Origin of the sequence: Staphylococcus sp. GDB20D11A (assembly GCF_016893255.1) — a bacterium.
Lineage (GTDB): Bacteria > Bacillota > Bacilli > Staphylococcales > Staphylococcaceae > Staphylococcus > Staphylococcus aureus.
The window spans coordinates 52,266-75,966 of the sequence record NZ_JAFEPJ010000018.1 but is presented as its reverse complement, the minus strand read 5'-3'; the positions used below and the strand labels follow the sequence as shown (position 1 = coordinate 75,966).

21 protein-coding genes and 1 pseudogene are annotated in these 23,701 nt (G+C 32.2%); 14 read left to right on the top strand and 8 right to left on the bottom strand.

The annotated features are described in order from the left end of the window. Positions 1 to 79 precede the first annotated feature (79 nt). Positions 80 to 2,602, top strand: coding sequence for a bifunctional lysylphosphatidylglycerol flippase/synthetase MprF (gene mprF / locus JV528_RS10945; RefSeq protein ID WP_204177670.1), 2,523 nt, complete (start codon positions 80 to 82; stop codon positions 2,600 to 2,602). A gap of 202 nt (positions 2,603 to 2,804) precedes the next feature. On the opposite strand, the gene msrA is transcribed toward mprF, so the two are convergent. Then, positions 2,805 to 3,314, bottom strand: a complete 510-nt coding sequence (gene msrA, locus JV528_RS10940) for a peptide-methionine (S)-S-oxide reductase MsrA (RefSeq protein WP_001024830.1) — start codon at positions 3,312 to 3,314, stop codon at positions 2,805 to 2,807. Between the two features lie 136 nt (positions 3,315 to 3,450). On the opposite strand from msrA, the gene JV528_RS10935 reads away from it, so the two are divergent. Then, a complete protein-coding gene (locus JV528_RS10935; RefSeq protein ID WP_000356976.1) occupies positions 3,451 to 4,434 on the top strand; it encodes an LCP family protein in 984 nt (327 codons plus the stop codon). 87 nt (positions 4,435 to 4,521) lie between these two features. On the opposite strand, the gene JV528_RS10930 is transcribed toward JV528_RS10935, so the two are convergent. Then, complete coding sequence (locus JV528_RS10930) at positions 4,522 to 4,707, bottom strand: 2-hydroxymuconate tautomerase (RefSeq protein ID WP_001123276.1); 186 nt, start codon at positions 4,705 to 4,707, stop codon at positions 4,522 to 4,524. 147 nt (positions 4,708 to 4,854) lie between these two features. Here JV528_RS10930 and JV528_RS10925 point away from each other — a divergent pair, with 147 nt between their 5' ends. Next, positions 4,855 to 6,117 (top strand): Y-family DNA polymerase, encoded by a 1,263-nt coding sequence (locus JV528_RS10925; protein WP_000283030.1) that lies wholly within the window; start codon positions 4,855 to 4,857, stop codon positions 6,115 to 6,117. 136 nt (positions 6,118 to 6,253) lie between these two features. Here the strand turns inward: JV528_RS10925 and JV528_RS10920 are convergent, their stop codons facing one another. Next, the gene (locus JV528_RS10920; RefSeq protein ID WP_000214271.1) at positions 6,254 to 7,345 is read right to left on the bottom strand and encodes a prephenate dehydrogenase; all 1,092 of its coding nucleotides are present in this window, start codon (positions 7,343 to 7,345) and stop codon (positions 6,254 to 6,256) included. Between the two features lie 164 nt (positions 7,346 to 7,509). On the opposite strand from JV528_RS10920, the gene JV528_RS10915 reads away from it, so the two are divergent. The 11 genes and pseudogenes from JV528_RS10915 (at position 7,510) to JV528_RS10865 (ending at position 19,662) form a co-directional block, all read left to right on the top strand. Continuing rightward, positions 7,510 to 8,541, top strand: coding sequence for a M42 family metallopeptidase (locus tag JV528_RS10915; protein ID WP_000433354.1), 1,032 nt, complete (start codon positions 7,510 to 7,512; stop codon positions 8,539 to 8,541). A gap of 492 nt (positions 8,542 to 9,033) precedes the next feature. Then, positions 9,034 to 10,440, top strand: coding sequence for an anthranilate synthase component I (locus JV528_RS10910; RefSeq protein WP_000382439.1), 1,407 nt, complete (start codon positions 9,034 to 9,036; stop codon positions 10,438 to 10,440). Continuing rightward, entirely contained in the window at positions 10,437 to 11,003 is a 567-nt protein-coding gene (locus tag JV528_RS10905) for an anthranilate synthase component II (protein ID WP_000604805.1), read from the top strand. Before JV528_RS10910 ends, JV528_RS10905 begins: the two co-directional genes overlap by 4 nt. A 5-nt stretch (positions 11,004 to 11,008) precedes the next feature. Continuing rightward, positions 11,009 to 12,007: an anthranilate phosphoribosyltransferase gene (trpD, locus tag JV528_RS10900; RefSeq protein WP_000173827.1), complete on the top strand. Its 999-nt coding sequence runs from the start codon at positions 11,009 to 11,011 to the stop codon at positions 12,005 to 12,007. A 1-nt stretch (position 12,008) separates the two neighbouring features. After that, positions 12,009 to 12,791 (top strand): indole-3-glycerol phosphate synthase TrpC, encoded by a 783-nt coding sequence (gene trpC / locus JV528_RS10895; protein WP_000153609.1) that lies wholly within the window; start codon positions 12,009 to 12,011, stop codon positions 12,789 to 12,791. Continuing rightward, a complete protein-coding gene (locus tag JV528_RS10890) occupies positions 12,791 to 13,423 on the top strand; it encodes a phosphoribosylanthranilate isomerase (protein ID WP_204177672.1) in 633 nt (210 codons plus the stop codon). Before trpC ends, JV528_RS10890 begins: the two co-directional genes overlap by 1 nt. Then, positions 13,416 to 14,630 (top strand): tryptophan synthase subunit beta, encoded by a 1,215-nt coding sequence (gene trpB, locus JV528_RS10885; protein ID WP_001041347.1) that lies wholly within the window; start codon positions 13,416 to 13,418, stop codon positions 14,628 to 14,630. Before JV528_RS10890 ends, trpB begins: the two co-directional genes overlap by 8 nt. Continuing rightward, positions 14,623 to 15,351 (top strand): tryptophan synthase subunit alpha, encoded by a 729-nt coding sequence (trpA, locus tag JV528_RS10880; RefSeq protein WP_000163613.1) that lies wholly within the window; start codon positions 14,623 to 14,625, stop codon positions 15,349 to 15,351. Before trpB ends, trpA begins: the two co-directional genes overlap by 8 nt. Before the next feature lie 321 nt (positions 15,352 to 15,672). Next, positions 15,673 to 16,935 (top strand): glycine glycyltransferase FemA, encoded by a 1,263-nt coding sequence (femA, locus tag JV528_RS10875; RefSeq protein WP_000673315.1) that lies wholly within the window; start codon positions 15,673 to 15,675, stop codon positions 16,933 to 16,935. 18 nt (positions 16,936 to 16,953) lie between these two features. Beyond that, entirely contained in the window at positions 16,954 to 18,213 is a 1,260-nt protein-coding gene (femB, locus tag JV528_RS10870) for an aminoacyltransferase (protein WP_204177674.1), read from the top strand. Between the two features lie 681 nt (positions 18,214 to 18,894). After that, positions 18,895 to 19,662: pseudogene (locus JV528_RS10865) on the top strand (Cof-type HAD-IIB family hydrolase). Positions 19,663 to 19,709: 47 nt separating this feature from the next. Here JV528_RS10865 and JV528_RS10860 read toward each other — a convergent pair. The 5 genes from JV528_RS10860 to nikB all read right to left on the bottom strand — a co-directional run bounded on the left by JV528_RS10860 (position 19,710) and on the right by nikB (position 23,569). Further along, entirely contained in the window at positions 19,710 to 20,183 is a 474-nt protein-coding gene (locus JV528_RS10860) for an SWIM zinc finger family protein (protein WP_000523666.1), read from the bottom strand. Positions 20,184 to 20,305: 122 nt separating this feature from the next. Then, positions 20,306 to 21,007 (bottom strand): ABC transporter ATP-binding protein, encoded by a 702-nt coding sequence (locus tag JV528_RS10855; RefSeq protein WP_000571248.1) that lies wholly within the window; start codon positions 21,005 to 21,007, stop codon positions 20,306 to 20,308. Further along, entirely contained in the window at positions 21,000 to 21,773 is a 774-nt protein-coding gene (locus JV528_RS10850) for an ATP-binding cassette domain-containing protein (RefSeq protein ID WP_000052326.1), read from the bottom strand. Before JV528_RS10850 ends, JV528_RS10855 begins: the two co-directional genes overlap by 8 nt. Then, on the bottom strand, positions 21,760 to 22,590 hold the full coding sequence (gene nikC, locus JV528_RS10845; protein ID WP_000548929.1) for a nickel transporter permease: 831 nt from the start codon (positions 22,588 to 22,590) through the stop codon (positions 21,760 to 21,762). Before nikC ends, JV528_RS10850 begins: the two co-directional genes overlap by 14 nt. Next, positions 22,583 to 23,569, bottom strand: a complete 987-nt coding sequence (gene nikB, locus JV528_RS10840) for a nickel ABC transporter permease (protein WP_000469940.1) — start codon at positions 23,567 to 23,569, stop codon at positions 22,583 to 22,585. The genes nikC and nikB overlap by 8 nt, the downstream gene beginning before the upstream one ends. Positions 23,570 to 23,701 lie beyond the last annotated feature (132 nt).

Below are 23,701 nucleotides of genomic sequence, written 5' to 3'. Positions count from 1 at the left end.
GGTAAATGATATGCTATTTTTATGGTTTATATGATATATTTTGATTTATAACAGAAATAATTAGAATTGATGTGAAAAAATGAATCAGGAAGTTAAAAACAAAATATTTTCAATCTTAAAAATTACGTTTGCTACAGCTTTATTTATTTTTGTAGTAATCACATTGTATCGGGAGTTACCTGGTATTAACTTTAAAGATACGTTGGTTGAATTTAGTAAGATTAACCGTATGTCCTTAGTTTTACTATTTATTGGTGGTGGGGCATCGCTTGTTATTCTATCAATGTATGATGTGATTTTATCTAGAGCTTTAAAAATGGATATATCCTTAGGCAAAGTTTTAAGAGTGAGTTATATCATCAATGCATTGAATGCGATTGTAGGTTTCGGTGGCTTTATTGGTGCAGGCGTTAGAGCAATGGTTTATAAAAACTATACGCATGATAAAAAGAAATTAGTTCACTTTATATCCTTAATACTTATTTCAATGTTGACAGGTTTAAGCTTATTATCATTGTTAATTGTATTCCATGTTTTCGATGCATCTTTAATTTTAGATAAGATTACATGGGTAAGATGGGTATTATATGTAGTGTCATTTTTCTTACCATTATTCATTATTTATTCAATGGTTAGACCGCCCGATAAAAACAATCGTTATGTAGGCTTGTATTGTACATTAGTGTCATGTGTGGAATGGTTAGCTGCTGCAGTTGTATTATACTTCTGTGGTGTCATAGTTGACGTCCATGTCTCATTTATGTCATTTATTGCAATATTCATTATTGCTGCATTATCTGGATTAGTCAGCTTTATTCCAGGTGGTTTCGGCGCTTTCGATTTAGTTGTATTACTAGGATTTAAAACTTTAGGTGTCCCTGAGGAAAAAGTATTATTAATGCTACTACTTTATCGCTTTGCGTACTATTTCGTACCAGTGATTATTGCATTAATCCTTTCATCATTTGAGTTTGGTACTTCAGCTAAGAAATATATTGAGGGATCTAAATACTTTATCCCTGCTAAAGATGTTACGTCATTTTTAATGTCTTATCAAAAGGATATTATTGCTAAAATTCCATCATTGTCATTAGCAATTTTAGTATTCTTTACAAGTATGATCTTTTTTGTAAATAACTTAACGATTGTTTACGATGCTTTATATGATGGAAATCACTTAACGTATTATATTTTATTGGCAATTCATACTAGTGCTTGTTTATTACTTTTACTGAATGTAGTTGGTATTTATAAGCAAAGTAGACGTGCCATCATCTTTGCTATGATTTCAATTTTATTAATCACAGTGGCGACATTCTTCACTTACGCTTCATATATTTTAATAACATGGTTAGCTATTATTTTTGTTCTTCTTATTGTAGCTTTCCGTAGAGCACGTAGGTTAAAACGCCCAGTAAGAATGAGAAATATAGTTGCAATGCTTTTATTCAGTTTATTTATTTTATATGTTAACCATATATTTATTGCTGGAACGTTATATGCATTAGATATTTATACGATTGAAATGCATACATCTGTATTGCGCTATTACTTCTGGCTTACGATTTTAATCATCGCTATCATCATAGGTATGATTGCATGGTTGTTTGATTATCAATTTAGCAAAGTACGTATTTCTTCTAAAATTGAAGATTGCGAAGAGATTATTAATCAGTATGGCGGTAATTATTTGAGTCACTTGATATATAGTGGTGACAAGCAGTTTTTCACTAATGAAAATAAAACAGCATTTTTAATGTATCGTTATAAAGCAAGTTCATTAGTGGTTCTTGGCGATCCAATCGGTGATGAAAATGCCTTTGATGAATTGTTAGAAGCATTCTATAATTACGCTGAGTATTTAGGCTATGATGTTATATTCTATCAAGTTACAGATCAACACATGCCTTTATATCATAATTTCGGTAACCAATTTTTCAAATTAGGTGAAGAAGCAATTATTGATTTAACGCAATTTTCAACTTCAGGTAAAAAACGCCGTGGATTTAGAGCGACTTTAAACAAATTCGATGAACTTAATATTTCATTCGAAATTATTGAACCACCGTTTTCAACTGAATTTATAAATGAACTTCAACATGTCAGTGATTTGTGGTTAGATAATCGTCAGGAAATGCATTTCTCTGTTGGTCAATTTAATGAAACATATTTATCTAAAGCGCCAATTGGTGTGATGCGTAATGAAAATAATGAAGTAATTGCATTTTGTAGTTTAATGCCAACATACTTTAATGATGCCATTTCAGTCGATTTAATTAGATGGTTGCCAGAGTTAGATTTACCGTTAATGGATGGATTATACTTGCACATGTTACTTTGGAGTAAAGAGCAAGGCTATACGAAATTCAATATGGGTATGGCGACGTTATCAAATGTTGGTCAATTGCATTATTCATATTTAAGAGAACGACTTGCAGGCCGTGTCTTTGAACATTTCAACGGTCTATATCGTTTCCAAGGATTACGTCGTTATAAATCTAAATATAATCCAAATTGGGAACCACGCTTTTTAGTTTATCGTAAAGATAATTCACTTTGGGAATCACTTTCTAAAGTAATGCGTGTAATACGTCACAAATAATAAAAATCCAAGTGCTAAAAGGTATACAGTTATGCCTGAAGCGCTTGGATTTTTTGGTTTCTATAAAGAATGATTTATAAAAAACGGTACAGATAAGAATATTTAAGTTTCCTATCTGTACCGTATTTTAATATTGAAATGAGCTTAAGTTAAGTCGCCTAACTTTTATTATCAATCCAATTAGTTTCATCAAGTATAAATGTTATTGCTTATTTTTGTATTCTTGGCGTATTTTTTGTTCTTCTGCATAGCGCTCTGGATTTTTCTTATAAAAATCTTGGTGATAGTCTTCGGCTTTGTAAAATTGTGACGCGGGTAATATTTTTGTTGCAATTGCCTTATCAGCATTAATCGTATTTTTAAGCTGCTCGATATAAGTCTCAGCGAGTTCTTTTTGATGATCATTAGTGTAGAAAATAGCTGTTTGATATTGAGGACCACGGTCTTGATATTGACCACCTGTATCTAATGGGTCAATGACTGAGAAAAATATTTCTAATAACTTATTGTATGAGAATAATGCAACATCATATTGAATTTCAACAGTTTCTAAATGACCACTCGTACCTGATTTTACTTGTTCGTAAGTAGGATTTTCAATATGTCCGCCCATATATCCAGAAGTTACTTTTTCTATGCCGTCAAAGGTGTCAAATGGTTTCGTCATACACCAAAAACAACCTCCGGCAAAATAAGCTGTATTAATATTCATTTTTGACATCCTTTCATTAGACCTTAGTACGATTTATTAAGAAATCACTTGCTTTTTGAATTGTTTTTATATAACGTTAATATGTGATTATTATAGTACACAAAAATCTATTTTTGAAGATATAAGGTAGGTAAATATGGATAAAGAAACTAATGACAACGAATATAGACGTCAAAGTGAACATCGCACTTCGGCGCCTAAGCGAAAAAAGAAGAAGAAAATTAGGAAATTACCTATCATTCTTCTGATTGTTGTAATTTTACTTATCGCATTAGTTGTATATATTGTACATAGTTACAATAGCGGTGTAGAATATGCCAAGAAACATGCGAAAGATGTTAAAGTACATCAATTTAATGGACCAGTAAAAAATGATGGTAAAATTTCTATTCTTGTACTCGGTGCAGATAAAGCACAAGGTGGACAATCAAGAACAGATTCTATCATGGTTGTTCAATATGACTTTATCAATAAAAAGATGAAAATGATGTCTGTCATGCGTGATATTTATGCAGATATTCCAGGATATGGAAAACACAAAATTAATTCAGCATACGCTTTAGGTGGTCCAGAGCTACTTAGAAAAACACTTGATAAAAATTTAGGAATTAATCCTGAATATTATGCAGTAGTTGATTTTACTGGATTTGAGAAAATGATTGATGAATTAATGCCAGAAGGTGTACCAATTAATGTCGAAAAAGATATGTCGAAAAATATTGGTGTATCTTTGAAAAAGGGTAACCATAGGTTGAATGGTAAAGAATTACTTGGTTATGCAAGATTCCGTCACGACCCTGAAGGTGACTTCGGACGCGTGCGACGTCAGCAACAAGTGATGCAAACATTGAAAAAAGAAATGGTTAATTTTAGAACAGTTGTTAAATTACCAAAAGTTGCAGGTATTTTAAGAGGCTATGTGAATACAAACATTCCTGATTCAGGGATTTTCCAAACAGGTTTGAGTTTTGGTATCCGAGGTGAAAAAGATGTTAAGTCATTGACTGTGCCAATCAAGAACTCATACGAAGATGTCAATACAAATACTGATGGTAGTGCATTACAGATTAATAAAAACACAAATAAACAAGCTATTAAAGACTTTTTAGATGAAAATTAAAAATAAACAAGGCGATTTCTATCATACTCAGATAGAAGTCGCCTTGTTCGTTTTCAAAGAATTAATTGGCATGCATCTTATGAAGAATTATTGATCTGACTTTCTTACGCCAGCCACACCATAATGGTTTGGTTTCATTTCTTCTATAACAACGTGAATTGCTTGTCTATTTGCCCCCGTTGTTTTTTCTACGGCGTCAGTTACTTCGCTAACTAAATTTTTTAATTGTTCATCCGAACGACCTTCTAATAATTTTACATTGACGATTGGCATCATCCAAACCTCCTAATCATTATTAATTTGAGTATATCATGTAATACTTAAAAATTCATTTGCAAAATAACAGAACACTTGTTCGGGAATAGTTGAAATAGAACAAGTGTTCGTATATAATGGAATTCAAGTAAGGGAGGAATAACAGTGTATAATTATCATTTATTAGAAGATAGGGATGTTCTATGTATTGACCAAAAAAGTTTTTTTGCGAGTGTTTCTTGTATTGAAAAGGGGCTAGATCCATTAGAAACAAAGTTAGCTGTTGTTGCAGATACTAAGCGTCAGGGTTCTGTAGTATTGGCTGCGACACCTAAATTAAAAGAATTAGGCATCAAGACAGGATCGAGATTGTTTGAAATACCACATAGAAATGATATTTACATTATCAATCCAAGTATGCGTAAATATCTTAATGTTTCAGTTGCTATTTCTAAGATTGCATTGCGTTATATTCCACCTGAAGATTTACACCAATATAGTATTGACGAATTTTTTATGGATGTTACTGATAGCTATCATAGATTTAGTTCTACAGTACATGCATTTTGCGAAAGACTTAAACGTGAAATTTATGAAGAAACAGGCATTTATTGTACTGTGGGCATTGGTTCTAATATGTTATTAAGTAAAATTGCTATGGATGTTGAAGCGAAGCATAGTCAAAATGGTATAGCTGAATGGCGATATCAAGATGTACCAACGAAATTATGGCCAATTCAGCCCTTGAGAGATTTTGGGGGTATTAATCGTCGAACAGAAGCCAAATTGAATAAAAGAGGGATTTTTACTATAGGAGATTTAGCAAAATATCCATATAAATTTTTAAAAAAAGAGTTCGGTATTTTAGGTGTTGATATGCATCTACATGCGAATGGGATAGATCAGAGTAAAGTACGTGAAAAGCATAAGATTAGCAATCCATCGATATGCAAAAGTCAAATATTAATGAGAGATTATCATTTTGACGAAGCAAAAGTAGTAATGCAAGAGTTAATTGAAGATGTTGCTAGCAGAGTTCGAGCAAGAAAAAAAGTGGCAAGAACGATACATTTTGCCTTTGGCTATAGTGATGAAGGCGGTGTACATAAGCAATATACTTTGAAAGATCCAACAAACTTAGAAAAAGATATTTATAAAGTAGTAATGCATTTCGCAGATGAATTATGTAATAAACAAGCACTATATCGTACGCTAAGTATATCTTTGAGTCAATTTATTAATGAGGATGAGCGACAGTTAAGTCTGTTTGAAGATGAATACCAACGCAAACGTGACGAATGTCTAGCTAAAACGATAGACCAATTACATTTGAAATACGGCAAAGGTATTGTGTCCAAAGCAGTATCGTTTACAGAAGCAGGTACAAAACACGGCAGATTAGGTTTAATGGCTGGACATAAAATGTAATGACTATACGGTTTAAGTAATATATAACTGTGATTCGTATAAAATAAGTCTCTAAAGATAAATATTTCATATATCACAATAGATTTTCACAATAATATCTAAGAATACATGGAATTTATCAAAAGAGACTTAATAATTATTGGATATAACAATCAAAATCACTCAATGCTTGCATACCGCGTTCTCGGTCAGTAGGATTTTTGAAACTAATTTTTAAAGCACCGTATATATCTTCGCGTACTTCTAAGATTCTTAAGTTGCTTATAGATATATTATGTAAACTCAAGATATAAGTCACTTTGCTTATCATACCTGATTCATCCGGAATATCTACATATAGATCATACGCAGTATTTAGTCCACCTAGTTGTTTAGCGGGCAGTGCGTCACGATACGATTTAGCTTCGGCAAAAAATGATAACAATTTTTCAGAATCATTGCTTTCAATTAGTCTTTCTAAATCTTGAAACTGACTTTTTAGCTGTCGAATCATTTCTAAAATATACGTTTTATTACTCAAGGTGATATCTTTCCACATTTGTGCATTACTACTAGCTATACGAGTGATATCACGAAAACCACCAGCTGCAAGTTTATTGACTAAATGATGTTCTTGACCGTTCTTTTGACTAACATGAACTAAACTAGATGCAACGATATGAGGTAAATGACTTACGACGCTTGTTACGTAGTCGTGTTCTTCAGCAGTAGTTACAATAAATTTAGCAAGAGTAGGTGATAACAGTTCTTTTAACGTGTTTGCTGCTTGCTCATTTCTTGGCTCATTGTAGACTAAAATATAATAAGCGTTTTCAAATAAGTGCTTTTTAGCATTTAGTACACCGGATTTATGACTACCAGCCATTGGATGACCACTGACTAAATGAATATTATGCTTTAATAAACTGCATTCGTGTTGCTGTATCATTGCTTTAGTACTACCAGTATCAGAAACAATAACACCAGGTTTAGTTGGCATATCTATAAGCTCGCTAAGATATTTATTTGTGATAGCAACAGGTGTTGCATAAATAATTACATCGGCTTTTTTAATAGCTTCACTATAATTTAAACATTTTTCATTAATAATACCGATTGATTTAGCTTTATCTAACTGAGAAGTATCTGCATCGTATGCAATAATATTAGTATTAGGGTTATGGTATTTTATATTGCTAGCAAGACTTCCACCAATTAACCCAAGCCCAACAAATAAAACTGTTGTCATATAAATCACCTTATTTCGAAATTTTCAGAATAATAACATTGTAAATGAGCTGTTGACACAGTGCAATAGTAAATAAAAATCGATAATAGCATTAATAGATAAACGGATATAAATCATCTACAATAAAGAGTATAGTAACACAATGGCAACGGAGGGGTAAATCAATGGAACCAATATTAGAAATGATTAAAACATTAACAGGTATTAATAGTCCTTCAGGAGACACAGAAGAAGCAATTCAATTTGTCGAAAAATATGCAAAAGACTTAGGTTATCAAACAACACTAACAAATAAAGGTGCGTTATTAATAACAGTGCCAGGCAAAAATGATGAAGTACAACGCTGTATTACTGCTCATGTTGATACTTTAGGTGCAATGGTTAAAGAAATTAAAGAAGATGGGCGCTTAGCAATAGAATTAATTGGAGGATTCACGTATAACGCGATTGAGGGTGAATATTGCCAAATTAAAACTGATGCTGGCCAAATATATACAGGAACCATTTGTCTGCATGAAACAAGTGTTCATGTATATAGAAATAATCATGAAATACCTAGAGACCAAAAGCATATGGAAATAAGAATTGATGAAGTAACTACATCAGAAGAAGATACAAAGAGTTTAGGTATTTCAGTAGGTGATTTTGTTAGCTTTGATCCACGTACAGTTATCACGTCATCAGGTTTTATTAAATCTCGTCATTTAGATGATAAAGCTAGCGTAGCGATGATACTACAATTACTAAAGAAATTAAAAGAAGAGCAAATAATATTACCACATACAACGCAATTTTATATTTCTAATAACGAAGAAATAGGTTACGGTGCAAATGCATCAATTGATTCGAAAATCAAAGAATATATTGCATTAGATATGGGCGCGTTGGGAGACGGTCAAGCATCGGATGAATATACAGTTTCTATTTGTGCCAAAGATGCTTCAGGTCCATATCATAAGCAACTGAAATCACACCTAGTTAATCTTTGCAAAATAAATAATATTCCATATAAAGTAGACATATATCCATATTATGGTTCAGATGCTTCAGCAGCTTTACATGCTGGTGCGGATATCAGACATGGTTTATTTGGGGCTGGCATTGAATCATCTCATGCAATGGAACGAACACATATTGATTCTATTAAAGCGACAGAGAAATTATTATATGCATATTGCTTATCACCAATTGAGTAAACAATTAGTGTTGACAAATGTGAACGACCTATGTAATATAATGAACTATAAAAATAATTAGAATTTTCTAAAGAAATAGTAGCAGATATGAAACGTAGCAAATAGAAAGCTAATGGGTGATGGGAATTAGCACGCCATATCTTGTGAATTGGACTTTGGAAAACAATTGAATGAGTTTTGAAAGTGAACATGAATTATGTTAACTAAGGTGGCACCACGGTAACGCGTCCTTACAGGTATATGCGTTATGTGGTGTCTTTTTATTTAGACAAAATGTAGTAGTTAATTAAAGGTAGCAACAGAAAGTTAGTGGGTGATGTGAACTAACACCGAGATTAATGAAATTGGGTTTTGTCTGCAACAGAAAAATTATATATAGTAAAGAGTGAACTATGAATATTTCGAATATTCGGTTAATTTAGGTGGTACCACGCGTCAGCGTCCTTTATATTGATAAGGATGCTGACGTTTTTTTAGAAAGGAGCGCAAAGAATGGATGTATTCTATAAAAAAATAAAAGCAAATGTAACACCTGAAGTTTTAGCACAACTTCATTCCAAGAAGATCATTTTGGAAAGTACAAATCAACAACAAACTAAGGGTCGCTATTCTATAGTGATATTTGATATCTACGGTACTTTAACTTTAGATAACGATGTATTATCAGTAAGCACTTTAAAAGAGTCGTATCAAATCACTGAAAGACCGTATCATTATTTAACGACTAAAATAAATGAAGACTATCATAATATTCAAGATAATCAACTTAAGCCATTACCGTTTATATCTGGATATGTTGGGACGTGTAGCTTTGATTTAGTAAGACATGAATTTCCTAAATTGCAATCAATACAATTAGAAGATCACAAGCAGCACGATGTACGGTTATATATGGTTGAACAAGTTTATGTATTTGACCATTACAAAGATGAGTTATATATCATCGCGACAAATCAATTTTCAAATTCAACAAAATCAGATCTTGAGAATCGAGTTAATAAGTCAATCGAAGACTTAACTAAAATCCAACCATTCATGCCTACACAAGATTTTGATTTTAAAACTAAAGAAATTCAATCAAACATTTCTGAAGAAAGATTTATCGAAATGATACAGTATTTCAAAGAGAAAATAGCAGAAGGGGATATGTTCCAAGTTGTGCCATCAAGAATTTACAAATATGCGCATCATGCTAATCAGCATTTAAATCAACTTTCGTTTCAACTGTATCAAAATTTAAAACGACAAAACCCAAGTCCATATATGTATTATCTTAATATCGATAAACCCTATATTGTCGGTAGTTCTCCCGAAAGTTTCGTAAGTGTCAAAGATCAAATTGTAACAACTAATCCTATTGCAGGTACGATTCAACGTGGTGAGACGACACAAATAGATAATGAGAATATGAAACAACTACTTAACGATCCTAAAGAATGTAGTGAACATCGTATGCTTGTTGATTTAGGACGTAATGATATTCATAGAGTAAGTAAAATCGGCACCTCAAAAATTACTAAATTAATGGTTATTGAAAAATATGAACATGTTATGCATATCGTAAGTGAAGTCACAGGTGAAATAAATCAAAATTTATCGCCAATGACAGTTATTGCGAATTTATTACCAACAGGTACCGTTTCAGGTGCACCAAAATTACGTGCAATCGAAAGAATTTACGAACAATATCCACATAAACGTGGCGTTTATAGTGGTGGTGTTGGATACATAAATTGTAATCATAACTTAGATTTTGCATTAGCAATTCGAACGATGATGATAGATGAGCAGTATATCAACGTAGAAGCTGGTTGTGGCGTTGTATATGATTCTATTCCTGAAAAAGAACTGAATGAAACGAAATTGAAAGCTAAAAGCTTATTGGAGGTGAGCCCATGATTTTAGTTGTAGATAATTATGATTCCTTTACGTATAACCTAGTGGATATTGTTGCTCAACATACTGACGTCATTGTTCAATACCCTGATGATGATAATGTGCTGAATCAATCGGTGGACGCTGTTATTATATCTCCTGGTCCTGGGCATCCATTAGACGACCAAAAGTTAATGAAAATTATCTCATCCTATCAAGATAAACCCATTTTAGGTATTTGCCTAGGTGCTCAAGCACTGACTTGTTATTACGGTGGAGAAGTCATTAAAGGCGACAAGGTTATGCACGGCAAAGTTGATACTATAAGTATCACTTCAAATACTCACAAAGTGTTATATCAAGATGTACCAGAACAGTTTTCAATTATGAGATATCATTCATTAATAAGTAACCCCGATAATTTTCCAGAAGCGTTGAAAATTACTGGACGTACTGATGACTGTATACAATCATTCGAGCATAAAGAAAGACCGCATTATGGTATTCAGTACCATCCTGAATCATTTGCTACAGACTATGGTGTCAAAATAATTACAAATTTTATTAATCTAGTGAAGAAAGGATGAAAACCATGACATTACTAACAAGAATAAAAACTGAAACTATATTACTTGAAAGCGACATTAAAGAGCTAATCGACATACTTATTTCTCCAAGTATCGGAACCGATATAAAATATGAATTATTGAGTTCGTATTCGGAACGAGAAATTCAACAACAAGAATTGACATATATTGTACGTAGTTTAATTAATACAATGTACCCACATCAACCATGTTATGAAGGGGCTATGTGTGTGTGTGGCACAGGTGGTGACAAGTCAAATAGTTTCAACATTTCAACAACTGTAGCTTTTGTCGTAGCAAGTGCTGGTGTTAAAGTAATTAAACATGGTAATAAAAGCATTACCTCAAATTCAGGTAGTACGGATTTGTTAAATCAAATGAAGATACAAACAACAACTGTTGATGATACACCTAACCAATTAAATGAAAAAGACCTTGTATTCATTGGTGCAACTGAATCATATCCAATCATGAAGTATATGCAACCAGTTAGAAAAATGATTGGAAAGCCTACAATATTAAACCTTGTGGGTCCATTAATTAATCCATATCACTTAACGTATCAAATGGTAGGCGTCTTTGATCCTACAAAGTTAAAGTTAGTTGCTAAAACGATTAAAGATTTAGGTAGACGACGTGCAATCGTATTACATGGCGCAAATGGTATGGATGAAGCAACGTTGTCTGGTGATAATTTGATATATGAATTGACTGAAGATGGAGAAATCAAAAATTACACATTAAATGCGACTGATTATGGTTTGAAATATGCACCGAATAGTGATTTTAAAGGTGGTTCACCTGAAGAAAACTTAGCAATCACACTGAATATTTTAAATGGTAATGATCGCTCAAGTCGACGTGATGTGGTTGTCTTAAATGCAGGTTTAAGCCTTTATGTTGCAGAGAAAGTGGATACCATCGCAGAAGGCATAGAACTCGCAAGTACTTTGATAGATAATGGTGAAGCTTTGAAAAAATACCATCAAATGAGAGGTGAATAATATGACGATTTTAGCAGAAATTGTTGAATATAAACAGTCACTTTTACAAAATGGCTATTATCAAGACAAACTTAATACCTTAAAAAGTGTGAAGATTCAGAATAAAAAATCTTTTATAAACGCAATTGAGAAAGAACCAAAGCTAGCAATTATTGCAGAAATTAAATCGAAGAGTCCTACAGTTAATGACTTACCTGAACGAGATTTATCGCAACAAATCTCAGATTATGAAAAGTACGGTGCAAATGCCGTGTCCATTTTAACTGATGAAAAGTACTTTGGAGGGAGCTTTGAAAGATTACAAGCATTGACAACAAAAACAACATTACCCGTATTATGCAAAGATTTTATTATAGATCCGCTTCAAATTGATGTTGCTAAACAAGCTGGTGCATCTATGATTTTATTGATCGTTAACATCTTATCGGATAAACAATTGAAAGATTTATATAACTACGCTATATCGCAAAATTTAGAAGTGTTAGTTGAAGTACATGATCGCCATGAATTAGAACGTGCCTATAAGGTTAATGCTAAATTGATTGGTGTAAATAACAGGGACTTAAAACGATTTGTCACAAATGTGGAACATACAAATACTATTTTAGAAAATAAAAAACCAAATCATTATTATATTTCTGAAAGTGGTATTCACGATGCATCTGATGTAAGAAAAATCTTGCATAGTGGTATCGATGGCTTACTAATAGGTGAGGCGCTTATGCGTTGTGACAATCTATCTGAATTTTTACCACAACTAAAAATGCAAAAGGTGAAGTCATGATGAAATTGAAATTTTGTGGCTTTACATCAATTAAGGATGTTACAGCGGCCAGTCAATTACCTATTGATGCGATAGGTTTCATTCATTATGAAAAAAGCAAAAGGCATCAAACAATTACCCAAATAAAAAAGTTAGCGTCTGCTGTTCCAGAACATATTGACAAAGTATGTGTCGTGGTAAATCCGGATTTAACAACTATTGAACACGTATTAAGCAATACGCCAATTAACACAATACAGTTACACGGCACAGAATCTATTGATTTTATACAGGAAATTAAAAAGAAGTATTCAAGCATTAAGATTACTAAAGCTTTAGCTGCAGATGAAAACATAATCCAAAACATAAATAAATATAAAGGGTTCGTAGATTTATTTATTATCGACACACCCTCAGTGTCGTATGGTGGTACCGGTCAAACATATGATTGGACTATTTTGAAGCACATAAAAGACATACCTTATTTGATAGCAGGAGGCATTAACTCTGAAAATATTCAAACAGTTAATCAACTTAAATTATCACATCAAGGTTATGATCTTGCATCAGGTATAGAAGTAAATGGGCGAAAAGATATAAAAAAAATGACAGCAATTGTAAATATTGTGAAAGGAGATAGAGAAAATGAATAAACAAATACAAACAGAAGCAGATGAATTAGGTTTCTTTGGTGAATACGGAGGGCAATATGTTCCAGAAACATTAATGCCAGCAATTATTGAGTTGAAAAAAGCTTATAAAGAGGCAAAAGCAGACCCAGAGTTTCAAAGAGAACTGGAATACTATTTATCAGAGTATGTAGGACGCGCGACGCCACTTACATATGCTGCATCATATACTGAAAGCTTAGGTGGCGCTAAAATATATTTAAAACGAGAGGATCTAAATCATACAGGCGCACATAAAATTAATAATGCGTTAGGTCAAGCGTTGCTTGCTAAAAGAATGGGCAAGAAGAAGCTTGTTGCTGAAACTGGTGCGGGTCAACATGGTGTAGCTAGTGCTACGGTTGCTGCATTATTTGATATGGAACTTGTTGTCTTTATGGGAAGTGAAGATATTAAAAGACAACAACTTAATGTATTTAGAATGGAATTACTTGGTGCAAAGGTTGTGGCAGTTGAAGATGGTCAAGGGACTTTATCGGATGCAGTTAATAAAGCATTGCAATATTGGGTAAGTCATGTAGAAGACACACATTATTTATTAGGTTCTGCATTAGGTCCAGACCCATTCCCAACGATTGTTAGAGATTTTCAGAGTGTGATTGGTAAAGAAATAAAATCACAGATATTGAAGAAAGAAGGTCGACTTCCGGATGCAATTGTAGCATGTATCGGTGGTGGCTCAAATGCAATCGGTACATTTTATCCATTTATTAAAGATGATGTTGCGTTATACGGTGTTGAAGCCGCAGGTCAAGGCGAGGATACTGATAAACATGCACTTGCAATTGGCAAAGGATCACCTGGCGTATTACATGGTACTAAAATGTATTTAATTCAAGATGAAGGTGGGCAAGTGCAATTAGCACATTCTATTTCAGCAGGACTTGATTATCCTGGTATTGGGCCAGAACATTCTTATTACCACGACATTGGTAGAGTAACTTTTGAAAATGCAAGTGATACACAAGCAATGAATGCTTTAATCAACTTTACAAAACATGAAGGTATTATACCTGCAATTGAAAGTGCACATGCACTGAGTTATGTTGAAAGACTAGCGCCTACGATGTCGAAAGAAGATATTATTGTAGTAACTATTTCTGGACGTGGCGATAAAGATATGGAAACAATTAGACAATATATGGCAGAGCGAGGTCTTGCAAATGACTAAATTATTTATACCTTATATTATGGGCAATAAAGATTTGATTGAAAATGCAACATTGTTTAGTGAAAATGGTGCAGATATAATTGAAATTGGTGTACCTTTCTCTGATCCGGTTGCTGATGGTCCAGTTATCATGGAAGCAGGTCAACAAGCGATTAAACAAGGCATAACGATAGATTATATTTTCGAGCAATTAGAAAAACACGGTAATCAAATTAAGTGTCAGTATGTATTAATGACGTATTATAATATTATTTGTCATTATGGAGAACAAGCGTTTTTTGAAAAATGTCGAGATACCGGTGTTTACGGCTTAATTATTCCTGATTTACCATTTGAATTATCGCAGCGTTTAAAACAACAATTTAGTCACTATGGCGTCAAAATTATATCGTTAGTTGCGATGACTACTGATGACAAACGTATAAAAGAAATCGTATCCCATGCGGAAGGGTTTATTTATACTGTGACGATGAATGCGACAACAGGACAAAACGGTGCGTTTCACCCAGAATTAAAACGAAAAATTGAGTCAATTAAAGCGATAGCCAATGTGCCAGTTGTCGCAGGATTTGGTATAAGAACTCCACAACATGTTGCAGATATAAAAGAGGTTGCAGATGGTATCGTTATTGGTAGTGAAATAGTAAAACGATTTAAATCTAACACGCGTGAAGAAATCATTAAATATTTACAATCTATCCAGCAAACATTGAATAATTAAGTTTACTTGATTTAAAAAAATTAGTCGAATACTGTTTGAAAAAGTGAAAAACGGTGAATTATAAAATTGAATAGAAATGATACAAAAGTAATATGAGCAAACCCAAACGTTCATATTACTTTTTTTGAAATTGTATGCAAAAATCTAAATATTACTATAAAAGTATATGCAATTAAAGCGTTTATGTTTTAGTTTTAACATTAACTATTGTATACTTATTTAGATTAGATTTATTATTTTTGATAATTGCAGAGGGGAAATAGAAAAACTGCAAATACGGAAATGAAATTAATTAACGAGAGACAAATAGGAGTAATGATAATGAAGTTTACAAATTTAACAGCTAAAGAGTTTGGTGCCTTTACAGATAGCATGCCATACAGTCATTTCACGCAAACTGTTGGCCACTATGAGTTAAAGCTTGCTGAAGGTTATGAAACACATTTAGTGGGAATAAAAAACAATAATAACGAGGTCATTGCAGCTTGCTTACTTACTGCTGTACCTGTTATGAAAGTGTTCAAGTATTTTTATTCAAATCGCGGTCCAGTGATCGATTATGAAAATCAAGAACTCGTACACTTTTTCTTTAATGAATTATCAAAATATGTTAAAAAACATCGTTGTCTATACCTACATATCGATCCATATTTACCATATCAATACTTGAATCATGATGGCGAGATTACAGGTAATGCTGGTAATGATTGGTTCTTTGATAAAATGAGTAACTTAGGATTTGAACATACTGGATTCCATAAAGGATTTGATCCGGTGCTACAAATTCGTTATCACTCAGTGTTAGATTTAAAAGATAAAACAGCAGATGACATCATTAAAAATATGGATGGACTTAGAAAAAGAAACACGAAAAAAGTTAAAAAGAATGGTGTTAAAGTAAGATATTTATCTGAAGAAGAACTACCAATTTTTAGATCATTTATGGAAGATACGTCAGAATCAAAAGCTTTTGCTGATCGTGATGACAAGTTTTATTACAATCGCTTAAAATATTACAAAGACCGTGTGTTAGTGCCTTTAGCGTATATCAATTTTGATGAATATATTAAAGAACTAAATGAAGAGCGTGATATTTTAAATAAAGATTTAAATAAAGCATTAAAGGATATTGAAAAACGTCCTGAAAATAAAAAAGCGCATAACAAGCGAGATAACTTACAACAACAACTTGATGCAAATGAGCAAAAGATTGAAGAAGGTAAACGTCTACAAGAAGAACATGGTAATGAATTACCTATCTCTGCTGGTTTCTTCTTTATCAATCCATTTGAAGTTGTTTATTATGCTGGTGGTACATCAAATGCTTTCCGTCATTTTGCCGGAAGTTATGCAGTGCAATGGGAAATGATTAATTATGCATTAAATCATGGCATTGATCGTTATAATTTCTATGGTGTTAGTGGTAAATTTACAGAAGATGCTGAAGATGCTGGTGTAGTTAAATTCAAAAAAGGTTACAATGCTGAAATTATTGAATATGTTGGTGACTTTATTAAACCAATTAATAAACCTGTTTACGCAGCATATACCGCACTTAAAAAAGTTAAAGACAGAATTTTTTAGGAAGGGAATTATCAAAACATGAAATTTACAGAGTTAACTGTTACCGAATTTGACAACTTTGTACAAAATCCATCATTGGAAAGTCATTATTTCCAAGTAAAAGAAAATATAGTTACCCGTGAGAATGATGGCTTTGAAGTAGTTTTATTAGGTATTAAAGACGACAATAACAAAGTAATTGCAGCAAGCCTTTTCTCTAAAATTCCTACTATGGGAAGTTATGTTTACTATTCGAATCGTGGTCCAGTAATGGATTTTTCAGATTTAGGTTTAGTTGATTATTATTTAAAAGAGTTAGATAAATATTTACAGCAACATCAATGTTTATATGTTAAATTAGATCCGTATTGGTTATATCATCTATATGATAAAGATATCGTGCCATTTGAAGGTCGCGAGAAAAATGATGCCTTAGTAAACTTGTTTAAATCGCATGGTTACGAGCATCATGGCTTTACAACTGAGTATGATACATCGAGCCAAGTACGATGGATGGGCGTATTAAACCTTGAAGGTAAAACACCTGAAACATTGAAAAAAACATTTGATAGTCAACGTAAACGTAATATTAATAAAGCGATAAACTATGGTGTTAAAGTTAGATTCCTTGAATGTGATGAGTTCAATCTTTTCCTAGATTTATATCGTGAAACTGAAGAGCGTGCTGGATTTGTATCAAAAACAGATGATTATTTTTATAACTTTATTGACACATATGGAGATAAAGTATTAGTACCATTAGCATATATTGACCTTGATGAATATGTGTTAAAGTTGCAACAGGAATTGAATGACAAAGAAAATCGTCGTGATCAAATGATGGCGAAAGAAAACAAATCAGATAAACAAATGAAGAAAATTGCAGAATTAGATAAGCAAATTGATCATGATCAGCATGAATTATTGAATGCAAGTGAATTGAGCAAAACGGACGGCCCAATTCTAAACCTTGCTTCTGGCGTTTATTTCGCAAATGCATATGAAGTGAATTATTTCTCTGGGGGTTCATCAGAAAAATATAATCAATTTATGGGACCATACATGATGCATTGGTTTATGATTAACTATTGCTTCGATAATGGTTATGATCGTTATAATTTCTATGGTTTATCAGGTGATTTTACGGAAAACAGTGAAGATTATGGCGTATACCGCTTTAAACGTGGATTTAATGTACAAATCGAAGAATTAATAGGGGATTTCTATAAACCAATTCATAAAGTGAAATATTGGTTGTTCACAACATTGGATAAATTACGTAAAAAATTAAAGAAATAGATGTAAATGATGTTAGGGCTTATAGTTATTGATACTATAGGCTCTTTTTTATGCTTTTTAATAAAGCCTCTATAAATGATATATTAAATGACAAGTTTAACAAGTGACTGCAATAAATATAAATATGCATTGCACAACCTATTTGTAAATGATTGAGTTGAGTATACGTTTTAATTCATTCAATATGACTCAAAACAAGTCAATATGTATTATATTTTTCGTGAATAAATCTTAGCATAACAATTTATGTCTGATTATATATGTGTGTGTTTGCAAGTGCGTGATATCAAATGTCATATTTGTCTCATTGTAATTTATAAAATGCATGAGCAATGATTGCTGTAACAAATTCTATCAAAGTAATCAGTTTTTATATTAGAAATAAAAATGATGATAGATATATGATCGATACAAAGATTTAATATGCACCAAAACGTGATGAGTATTAGTTTAATCAAACATAACATGAATATAAATTTAGCTTACTGATATAAACACTACACAAACATATAGTTATATAAGTCACCTTATGGAATTTCAAATTCTAGTTTACATAATATATATTATAGGAAGTTATATGTCTATAATGCAAAAGGTACCCTACATCATAATCATTATCTAATATCGTCACATAACTTACTTATGCTATAATCATGGTATTATATTGTTTGGAGTGATTTGATAAGATTTGTCTTTGATATTGACGGTACGCTTTGTTTTGACGGCCGATTAATTGACCAGACTATTATCGATACATTGTTACAATTACAACATGCTGGTCATGAACTTATATTTGCATCAGCACGTCCGATTCATGATTTGTTGCCAGTTTTACCATCAGTATTTCATCAGCACACATTAATTGGCGCAAATGGTGCTATGATTTCACAGTAATCAAAGATTTCTGTTATCAAACCAATTCATACAGATACATATCATCATATCTTAAAAATAATTCAAAAGTATGAGTTAGATTATATTATTGATGATGATTGGAATTATGCTGCACAACTTGACGCTGAGAACGCTATTTTTGAGCGTTTAGATCCACATAAGCTGGCCAGTTGTATTGATGTTGCAAATATCGACACGCCAATCAAGATTATTTTATTAAATATAGACGCGGCACAAATTACAACTATATTAGACGAGTTAAATAAATATCATCAAGAATTGGAAATGATTCACCATTCAAATGAGTATAACATTGATATAACAGCGCAAAATATTAATAAATATACTGCATTACAATATATATTTGATGCAGATGTTAAATATATAGCATTTGGTAATGACCACAATGATATTGTCATGTTACAACATGCTAGTAGTGGCTATATTATAGGACCATCAGAAGCATACACACAAGCAATATTGAAACTTGATAAAATCAAACACATCGATAATAATGCACAAGCTATTTGCAAAGTCTTAAAATCATATAAATAAAAACACCCCTATCAAATGATAACCATTATCAATCGATAGGGGCTATTTTAATAAAATTCGTCCTCGAACATTTCTTCCTCTTCATCTAATCCAAATAATTCTGCCATTTCTCCATGTTCAATTAACATGTTTAAATATGCATCGCGGAGTTCTTCTTCACTCATATCATTAATCATTTCTTTAAGAGAATCAATCCACATATTTCTGCGTAAGTGATAGTCTTCTTCAACTTCGTTTAACATGGTTATATGTTTATTTGCTGCTTCTGGACTAGCTGTAAAGAGTAATGCAATCAGATGTTTACATATCACTCGTCTTCCATCAGCATGAGGACAATTACATTTGGATTTTCTAGGATGTTCCATATCAATATAACAACGATATACTTTGTTACCACTGCCTTTTACTTCAGCCTCATGCTGCGTTTCTGAAAATGATTTTAAGTTAATGACGCATTCACTTTGATAATAATTAAAGCCTCTTTCTATAGAACGAATACTTGCAATATCAAGTAATCCCATGATGATACTCCTTTTTATTATTATTTTTAGATAAAGAAAATAAAATCGATAAGTGTCTAGATTAATATACTTGATTTATCTATATTTTATAACAAGTCTAGAATTATCGCATTCTTAAATAACTAATATGAAAATGCTTGCACTAATTCTTTTGTATAAGGGTGTCTATCAACATTAAATAATTCCTCTATTGTAAAATCATCGACTATCATGCCATCCTTAAGAACGATAATTCTATTAACTAAGCGTTGTAACACGGATAAATCATGAGAAATAACGATAAAATGATTTAAGTTCGTAATCGTTTGCGCTTTTAATATATTTATTACATTTTGTTCAGCTATAACATCTAAATTAGAAGTTATCTCATCACATATTAAAACGCGAGGCTGTGCTAATAACGAACGCATGACATTAAATCTTTGTAATTGTCCACCACTCACTTCGCTTGGTAATTTAGTCAATAATTGCGCGTTCAACTCAAAAGTAGATAAATGTTGTATTAATAATTGATCCTGAGCAGTATTATCAGTTAGGCCTCTGTAATAATATAACGCTTCTTTTAATGAGGTCTCAATCGACCAATCAGGGTTAAAGCTAGTTAAAGGGTGTTGGAAAATCGGTAACACAGCATTGTCACTTAAGTAAATTTCTCCTTTAACAGGTTTAAATAAGCCAAGAACCAATGAAGCGAGCGTACTTTTACCACAGCCACTTTCGCCTAAAATACCAACATTTTCTCCATCGGGTATAGTAATATTGATATCTTGTAGCACCATCTGCTTTTTATTATAACCAAAAGTTACATGTTTTAACTCAATCATAGTAATCCCTCTTTAATTGTGTTCTATATTTAATTAGCTGTTCAGTATACGGATGCAAATGCTCATACTTGAAATGATCAATATTGCCTTGTTCAATGATTTGACCTTCTTTTAAAACATTAATGTACTGACAATATTTCAATACATGACTTAAGTTATGTGTGATAATAAATAATGTTTGACCATGTTCTAATACAATATGCTGTAATAAATCCATCACTTGATTACCGTTCAAAGCATCCAATGATGCAACTGGTTCGTCTGCAATGATTAATTTAGGCTCCAACATGAGAACGCTTGCTATGTATACGCGTTCAAGTTGGCCCCCAGAAAGTTGGAAACTATATTTATTTAATATATCTTTGCTTTGTAAATTAACCCACGACAAAGCCTTGTCAATTTTGGACAATGCCTCTTCTTTACTACTTTTATAATGCTTACGATAAATCGCGGTTAACTGTTTACCTAATTTAGTATGGTCGTTAAAACTTTCTGCATAATTTTGAGAAATATAGCCAATTGTATGACCATAATATTTACTCAATCTACTAACATTTTCCCCATCAAATTGGTACGAATCATACGTGCAGGTTAAATCAAATGGTAAATATTCAAGTAAGGCTTTAGCAATCAAACTTTTTCCAGCGCCGCTCTCTCCAATCAAGGCATTAATCTGTTGATTATAAATTTTCAAATCAATCCCTTTAATAAGTGATTTCTCACTAGTATTCTTTATTGTTAAATTTTGTATATCAATGAGACTCATCATATTCACCTCGTTGTTTCAGCAATCTATCTCTTAGCGCATCACCGGTTAAATTAAAAAATAAAATAGTTATAGCAATGACTGAAGCAGGTGCAATCAACATAATTGGATGAGACGAAATAAAATCACGACCTTGTTGCAACATAGCGCCCCACTCTGGTGTTGGCGGTTGTGCACCTAACCCAATAAATGATAGAGAACTTATATATAGAATAATTTTACCGAAATCAACGACCATCAAAACGATAATAACCGGTATAATTTTAGGTGTTAAATGACGTATTAATATTGTTCTTGTAGGTACATGAAATAATTGTGCCATTTTTATATAAGGCTTATTCATTTCGCTATTAACTATACTTCTAGTCAACCTTGTGTAATTCATCCATTTTATTACTGTAATTGAAATAACTAAATTCCATAAAGATGGTTGGAAAAAGCTTGCTAAAGCAATCATGATGATAAATTCTGGAATACTTAGACCAACATCAATAAACCTTAACACTAATCGTTCAATCCACCCCTTTTTATATCCGGCAAATAGACCTAGTGTAACACCTATGACAACGATAGCTATTAATGTTAAAACAGTAACAAACAATGTTGAACGTGCACCGATAATAATTCGGGTAAATAAATCTCTCCCATAATCATCAGTTCCTAATAAATGCAACCAACTAATAGGTTCAAAAGTTTGTGATAAATTGACTTTGGTTGCATTTTCACTACTGACAAAGAATTGTAGTACAATCATCACAAATATAAATGCGCCGAATACAAAAAAGATAAGGTTATTCTTTGAAAATATTTTATGCATGACGGTCACTACTTTCTGATATCAATGGTGTATTGGTTTTGTTTTTTGGATTTCCTAATTGTAAACGCTGCTTCGGATCAAGTAATAACGTTAATAAATCAGCAATCGTATTAATAATAACAACGAAGAAGCCAATAAATAACACGCATCCTTGAATAACAGGATAATCTCGAGATTTAATACTATCCATTAATAGATAACCAATACCAGGTATATCAAATAAATTTTCAATCACTACAGTACCACCTATTAGACTACCAAGTGAAATCCCTAATAATGGGATAATCGGCAAAATTGTTGGTTTTAGTAAATCATGAATTAAAATATAACGTTCATTCATACCTCGTAATCTTGATGCTTGTACGATATTACTTTGCAATAACGTCAATAAATTAGAGCGCACTAAACGAATGATGTATGCACACATACCTAAAGATAGCGTGAATACAGGCAATACAAACTGACTTAGTATAACGCTATCTATATTCATTAAATTTGTGACAATAAATAATAAAATAATACCGATAAAGAACGCTGGTAAACTAATTGATAGAGTTGAGATCACTCTAATCACTTTGTCAGATAACTTATGAAATCGTTTGGCTGATATAATGCCGAGCGGTATAGATATGCATAACGACACTACTAATGTTGAAAAAGATATGAGTAATGTTATGGGTGCATAGTTGAATAATATCTGTGTTACCGGTTCTTTTGATTCAAAACTTTTTCCTAAATTAAAATGTAATAAATGATTCATCCAATGCCACCACTGTACCAATAAAGAATCATTTAATCCCAATTTATCTTTGGTTGCATTTATTTGTTCCGTCGACACTTGTGCTACATCAAGATGTAATATTTTATCAACAGGATTGCCTGGTGATAATTTCATTAAAATAAATGTAAGTGTAGAAATAACAAATAAAACAACTATCATATGCATCAGTCTATACAACATAGACTTTATTATGAACATAATAGTCCCCCTCCTTGTGTAAGTTACTAACACTTTCTTTTTACATGAGAATGGCGCATGTATATGCAACTTACATATTAAGAACCAACGTTCATTATAGTATTATCCGAAAAGAAATTGAAGTATATTTAA